This is a genomic window from Nocardia brasiliensis NBRC 14402, assembly GCF_000308475.2.
Lineage (GTDB): Bacteria > Actinomycetota > Actinomycetes > Mycobacteriales > Mycobacteriaceae > Nocardia > Nocardia brasiliensis.
Window position 1 is genome coordinate 96,349 of sequence record NZ_BAFT02000024.1, and the last position, 7,366, is coordinate 103,714.

The 7,366-nt window shown below is 70.2% G+C and carries 3 protein-coding genes; all 3 read left to right on the forward strand.

What is annotated here, in order from left to right; genetic code table 11:
• The first annotated feature begins 5 nt into the window (after positions 1-5).
• Complete coding sequence (locus tag TY25_RS05920; RefSeq protein ID WP_042254692.1) at positions 6-4,331, forward strand: condensation domain-containing protein; 4,326 nt, start codon at positions 6-8, stop codon at positions 4,329-4,331.
• A gap of 73 nt (positions 4,332-4,404) precedes the next feature.
• Entirely contained in the window at positions 4,405-5,250 is an 846-nt protein-coding gene (locus TY25_RS05925) for a 3-hydroxyacyl-CoA dehydrogenase family protein (protein WP_042254693.1), read from the forward strand.
• A partial coding sequence (locus TY25_RS05930) for an AMP-binding protein (RefSeq protein WP_042254695.1) occupies positions 5,237-7,366 on the forward strand: 2,130 nt, incomplete at its 3' end. The genes TY25_RS05925 and TY25_RS05930, both read left to right, overlap by 14 nt.

Below are 7,366 nucleotides of genomic sequence, written 5' to 3' on the forward strand. Positions count from 1 at the left end.
AAATCGTGACCGCATTCTCCCTTCGTGACGACGACATCGCGATCGTCGGCATCGGCGCCCGGTTCCCGGACGCACCGGATCTGGCGCGATTCCGCGCCAACCTTGCGGCCGGGCGCGACTCGATCGGCCCCATGCCCGACGCCAGAGCCGAGGCCACGGCGCTGGACCGCGGTGTCGACTACCTGCCCATGGGCCACCTCACCGATATCCACAGCTTCGATTACGCCTTCTTCGGTCTGTCCAAACGCGAAGCCGCCCTGATGGATCCGCAGCAGCGGATCGCGGTGGAATTGGCGCATCTGGCGATCGAGGACGCGGGCTACGCGCCGGATACCCTGCGCGAAGCGACATCCGCGGTGGTGTTCAGCGCGCCGATGCCGAGCTACCACGCGATGGCGGTGGACCCGGGCGCGCTGAGCATGCTCGGCAACCTGCCTTTCGCCACGCCCGCCCGGATCGCGCATCTGCTCGGTTTGACCGGCCCGTGCTACGCCATCGAGAGTGGTTGCAATTCCTCGCTGGTTGCCGTTCATCACGCCTGCCGCGAGTTGCGCTGCGGCGAGGCGGAATACGCGCTCGCGGGCGGAGTCAGCGTGCGCGCCGGCGGCACCCCCGTGTGGACCGCGCAGACGATGACCGAGATCGCCTCGCCGAGCGGCCAGGTGCGCGCGTTCGACGCCGACGCAGACGGCACGGTGCCGGGTGAGGGTGGCGCGGCCCTGCTGCTGACCACGCTGGCGCGGGCCCGCGCCGATCGCGCGCCGGTGTACGCGGTCATCCGGGGTAGCGCCGTGCTGCACAACGGCCACGCCGCGGTCACCATCAGCACGCCGAGCGCGGCCGCGCAGGCCCGGGTCATCCAGCGGGCCTGGCGTAATGCGGCGGCCGATCCCGCCGACGCCGGCTACCTCGAAGCGCACGGCTCCGCGACCCGGCTCGGCGACGCCGTGGAACTCGAAGGGCTGCGCGCCGCGTTCGCCGGACGGACCGAATCGCTGCCGATCGGCTCGGTGAAAACCAATATCGGCCACCTCGACCACGCGGCCGGGGTCACGGGTCTGGTCAAGGCGGTGCTGTCCGTCGCCGACGGCGTGCTGTTCCCGTCCCTGCATTTCCACCGTCCCACCGGGGATCTCGACCTGGCGGCGGCCGGTATCGAGGTGCTCACCCGAGGGCGAGCGTGGGCCGGCGAGCAACCGCGCGTGGCGGGGGTCAGCTCGTACAGCCTCGGCGGCTCCAATGCCCATTGCGTTGTCCAGCAGGCACCCGAACAGCCGGCGCTCGAAGCAGTACCACCGCGCCCTCGTCTCGTCGGGGTGTCCGCGCGGACGCCGGAAGCGCTCACCGAGCTGTGCTGCGAACTGGCAGAACACCTTCGGGTACAGACGGTCGAATTGCCAGATGTAGCCTTCACCCTGGGCCACGGCCGTCGGCACTTCGCGCAGCGCCTCGCCGTGATCGCCGGCAGCACAGCCGAAATCGCCGAACAGCTCGATTCGCGCGGTCCCGCCGTCGCTGCGGATCGGGAGCCGCTGGCCGCGCCGCGCGTTGCGCTGCTGCTCTCGCCTGGTGCGCGACCGGTAGGTCAGGAGACCGCGCCGCTGCCCGGACAGATCCCCGCTGCCGGGGCGGTCGCCAACGTGCTCGCAGGTCAACTCGCCATGCACAGCCGGTTGCGGGCGAGCGGTATTCGATTCGCTGCCGTGCTGAGTGGGGGAGCGTCCAAGTTCTTGTCCCGCGCACTGCTCGGATCCACGGCACCCGTAGACCCGGGCGAATTGGCCGCGGCAGCCGACGATCCGGCGGTGGACCGCGCGCGGCTGCTCGCCGCGGCACAGACGCTGCTGCGCGAGGGTCCGGTCGTCTTCGTCGACCCGAGCACCGACGGCATCCTCGGACGTTTCCTCGCCGAGGATCTGGCGAGTCGCTCCGACGCGCGGATCGTCTTCGGCACTGCGGAATCGGGCGCGCTCGGCTTGCTCGGCCGCCTCTACGAGCACGGCCTCGACCTCGATTGGGCCGGGGTGAACGGCGGCGACGGCCGCCGCGTGCGCTTGCCCGGCCATCCGTTGCACAGCACCAGGTGCTGGGTCGAACTGCCGTCGTCGGCCCGGCCCACCGCGCCGGAGGTGGTGGCCGTCGCGCCCACCGCCCCTACGGATCCGACGCTCTGGTTGCGCGAGGTGCTGCGCGAACTACTGCACACCGAGTCCGAAATCGAGTTGGACGACGACTATTTCGACCTCGGCGGCAACTCGATCATCGCTGTGCAACTGGTCGAACGTGTCGCCGAGAGCTACGGCTTCCGCCCCAAGCTCCTCGAAGTCTATGAAAAGCCCAGAGTGGCCGACTTTGCCGAGATGCTGCGTGGCCGAGCCGATCTCGTGGCCGCCGCGACCGGCGCACCTGCCCGCGACGTACCGCCGATCACGCGCACCGACGAGCTGGTCATGTCGCCGGGGCAGGAGCGCATGTGGTTTCACCACCAGCTCGTGCCGGACACCACCCTGTACAACTACCCGGTGGTCAACGTCCTGCGCGGCGCGCTCGACTTCGCCGCGATCAAGGGCACTTTCGAGGACTTCGCCGCGCGGCACGAACCGCTGCGCTACAACCTCGTGGAGGTCGACGGCCTGCCCGTGGTGCGGGTACGCCCTTCGCTCGGCGAGTTCTTCCGGATCGCCGACGTCTCCGCCGCGCCAGACCCGGTGGCCGCAGGACGCACGCTGATCCGAGAGGCCGCGACCGCACCGTTCGACCTGGCGCAGGACCCCCTGGTCCGGGTGCTCGTGGTGACGCTGGCCCCGGAAACGCATGTGCTGCAGGTGACCTGCCACCACTGCGTCACCGATGGGGCCACGCCGGGCATTCTGGCCCGGGAGATCCCGCTGCTCTATGCCGCCCGTCAGGAGGGCCGGGCGGCCGAGCTGGAGCCGCTGCCGGTGCGCTATCGCGACTATGCGCGCTGGCACCGCGACCTCCTCGACTCCGGCGCCCTCGACCACGAACTGGCGTACTGGACGAGCCTGCTGCGCGACGCCCCGAAACTCCAGTTGCCCACCGATTTCCCGCGCCCGAAACGCAAGACGTTCGTGGGCGACCTGGAACCGTTCACAGTGCCGGCCGCCCTGCTCGCGCAGGCCCGGGTGGTCGCCAAACGCGAATCGGTCTCGCTGTTCGTGGTCTTGCTGTCGGCGTTCTACCTGCTGCTGGCGCGGCGCAGCGGGCAGCGCGACCTCGTGGTCGGCACCCCGACGACCGGGCGCGCCCGGCGTGAGCTGGAAGGGCTGATCGGCTTCTTCAACAGCACCGTCGCGCTGCGGGCCAACCTGTCCGGGCCCGCCACGCTGGCCGACCTGCTCGCCCGGGTGCGTGCGATCGTGCTCGGCGCCTTGGAGAATCAGGAGATCCCGTTCGAGCGGGTGGTCAACGCGCTCGACGATCAGCGGGATCTTTCGCGCACGCCGCTTTTCGACGTGCTCTATGTGCATCAGGAACTCAGCGGCACCGCCAACCCGCTCGGTACCGGCGAGACGGAGTTCTTCGACCTGGATCACTCGATCCACAACGCGTTCGGCGGACTGCCCTCCGGGACAGCGAAATTCGATCTCAGCCTGATCACCTACGACCGTAGTGACAACCAGGACATGCTGGCCTGCTTCGAGTACAGCACCGAGCTGTTCACCCAGCGCACGGCCGCGGGTTTCGCGACCACCTATCTGAAGATCCTCACCGAACTCGTCGGATCGGCACCGGATCGGCCGATCGACGAGCTCGCCGCCGCACCGGTGCCGTCGGCTGACGCCGCAATCGAACACCGTGCGCCACTGGATATTCCGACCGATCGGCCGAGAAGCCAGACGGCCGTGCGATACACCACGGGCACGGTTCACCAAGCACTCGACGCCGAACCCGGCGACGACGTGCTGCTCGCCGCGTGGGTGGCGCTGCTGAGCTGGTACGCGGGTGCCGATCAGGTGCCGATGGGGTTGGCGACGGGTGTGATCCGGATCGAGTTGGCCGACGAGCCCGATGGGGCCGAGTTGATCGAGCGGACCGCGGCGGCACTGGCAGAACCGCGAGGCGGGCCGGGCGACCCGGCGATCCGCTATCGGACTGCCCCCACGGCGGTAACGGAGCTGGCGCTGGACCGCGGCGCCGACGGCACCGCCCTGGAATTGACCTACGCGAAGGAACTTTTCGATGAATCGACCGTGCGGGAGATGGCCGCGGATCTCGTCCGGCTGGTGGGCGGACTGCTGGCGACTCCGGCGGAACCAGTGCCCGATATCGCCCTGCGCTGCGTCGCGGAAGCCGAGGTGACCCGATGAGCGAACATCGTGAGCGAATCATGTGCCGGCGCGCCGTGCGCATGGCGGAACCGAGCGCCAGCGAGGTGCAGTCATGAGCGGAGTGGTCGCGGTGATCGGCGCGGGAACCATGGGGGCCGGTATCGCGCAGTGTCTGGCCCAGGTGGGCCGGGATGTCGTGGTCGTCGAGCCCGATCCGGCCGCCGTCGAGCGCGCGCGGCGCGGCCTCGGCGAATCGGTGCGGTTGGCGCTACTGCTCGGGCACGGCGACCGCGGGATCGCGCGCGAAGCCGCCCGCCGGGTGCGGTGGGCCGCGCGCATCGAGGAGCTGGGCGAGGCGGAGTTCGTCATCGAATGCGTCACCGAGCGCATCGAACTCAAGGAGCGGCTGTTCGGCGAACTCGATCGCCGGTGTCCCGCGGACGCCGTCCTCGCCTCCTGTACCTCCGCGATCCCGATCGCCCGGCTGGCCGCCGCCACCGGCCGCCCGGACCGGGTGCTCGGCTTGCACTTCATGAATCCCGCGCCGCTGACCGAGGCGGTGGAAGTCGTGCGCGGCGCGCGGACGTCGACCGCGACGCTGGACCGGGCGAGAAGTCTGCTCGCCGAACTCGGCAAAACCGCCATCGTGGTCGGCGACCGCGCCGGCTTCGTACTGAACCGTTTGCTCATGCTGAGCATCGCCGAGGCCGCCGACACACTCGGCACCGGTACCGACGCCGAGACCGTGGACGCGCTCTTCGAGCAGTGCCTCGGGCATCGGATGGGCCCGCTGCGCACCGCCGACCTGATCGGCCTCGACAACGTGGCCGACACCATCGCCGTACTGCGGCAAGAGACCGGCGCGCAACACTATCGGGTGCCACCCGCCCTCGCGGCGCTGGTCGCCGCCGGACACTTCGGTCGCAAGACCGGGCAGGGATTCCATGACTATCGCTGAGCAGCCCCGCGCCGAGACGACCGGACCACGGGCGCCGAGTGACGCGCAGCGTGCCGCCTTCGCGGCGCGAGCCCACCGCAACGGTGCCGAAACGGGCTGCGTAGACCTGTATCTGGAACTGAGCGGGTCCGTGACCGAGGCAGCCCTGTGCTGGGCCGTCGAGACCGCCGCGGCGGCATGTCCGGTGTTGCACAGCGTATTCCGGGAAGACACGGGGACGATCCAGGTGTTCGAGGCCGCGCCTGTCCCGGCCCTCGTACAGACTTGCGACGGGGTGGATGCCGCGGAGTTCGTCGCCGAATGGATCAGCGAAGAGCGTTCGCGTGCAATGGATATTCCCGGCGAGCGGCTGTATCGGCAGGTGATCTTCCCACTCGATGCGAACCGGGTCGGCTGGTATCAGCGTGGTCACCGCCTGGTCGTCGACGAGCCGGGCTTGCTCGCGCTGGCGGCCAGGGTGCGCGATCTGCTCGACGGTGCCGGTGCGGTCGCCGATTCCGGTGCACCGTTCGGGTCGGTCGAAGAACGTTTGGAGCACGAGCGCCGCTACCGCGAAGCGGGTGCGTGGGCCGCCGACCGCGAATACTGGACGGACAGCCTCGCCGTCGCGCTCCGGCCCGAACCGCTTCCGGTACCCATGGATTCGGGCGACCCGGCGACTCCCGACGGGTTGTGGGCCGAGGTCGCGGCGTCGGCCGAGTTGACCAGGATCGCTCGATTGTGTGGTGGCGGCGCGCCCGCCGTGCTGCTGGCCGCGCTGGCCGTCTACGGCACCCGGCTGGCCATGACGGGCGAATTCGTGATCGCCCTCACGGTGGGGGAAACCACTGTGCCACTGCGCATCACGGTGAACTCGCAGGACAGTTTCGGTGCGCTCGCCAAACAGGTCGGCCGCGAACTGCGTAAAGCGCGCCGCCACCGCTATATTCCGGATATCGATGATCCGTGGGCCGAAGCCCCACTGTTCGGACGGTGGCCACTCGAAGTGCGGATGCTGCCGGGCGCGGCCTTCGATCGTCTCGGCGCGGCGACCGTCACCGCGGTCGGAGGAGCGGGGGCAGTTCTCGGCCTGTGCCTCGATGACCGAGCCGCCGGTGGCTGGCGGCTCGCACTGCCCGGAGCACACCGTACGCATCGGAACCGGATCATCCGGCTGCTCGACGTACTCGCCCGCACACCGGACGCCCCGGTGGGCCTCGTGGGTCTGGCCGCTCCGAACGAGGCCGGTCCGCTCGTGGGACAGCGTCCGGATACCGCGGCCGCGCCGTCTACCACGCTGGCCGCGCTGTTCGCCGCGCAGGCCGCCCGCACACCGGCGGCGATCGCGCTCAGCGGCCCGGAGCGCACCCTGTCCTACGCCGACCTGCACGCTGCATCGAACCGATTGGCCCGCAAGCTGATTCGAGCGGATGTCGGCCCGGAGCGAGTGGTGGCGCTCGCGCTCGAACCCGCGGTGGAACAGATTGTCGCGCTGCACGCCGTGACGGCGACCGGCGGCGCGTACCTGCCGCTGGACCCCGGCCATCCACGGGAGCGGCACGCCCACCTGCTCGACCTCGCCCAGCCGGTCTGCGTGCTCACCACCCGCCGTGCCGGATTCGTTGCGCCGCCGCATGTTCCGGTGCTCCACCTGGATGACATCGACCTCGCCGACGAGTCGGCCGCCCCGGTGACCGACGCCGAGCGAATCGCACCGCTGCGTCCGGAGAATCTGGCGTACGTGCTGTTCACCTCGGGCTCCACCGGTGAGCCTAAGGGCGTGGGCGTCACCAACGCCGCCGTGTGCACGCACCTGGCCTGGATGCAGCACCTGCACGGGCTGGACGGCACCGACGCCGTGCTGCGCAAGACCGCGCTGTCGTTCGATGTCTCGGCGTGGGAGGTGCTGTGGCCCTTCACCGTCGGCGCTCGGCTGGTCCTCGATGCAGCGGCGGCGCAGGGCGAGCCGAGCGCGGTGGCCCATGCGATCACCGAGAACGCCGTCACCACCGTGCAATTCACTCCCGCCACCCTCGCCGCACATCGACTCGCGGTAACGGCGCCGTTCGGCTCGAGCGTGCGCCGGGTCCTGCTCGCCGGTGAGGCGCTGACGCACACGCTGGCGGCACAGCTGCCC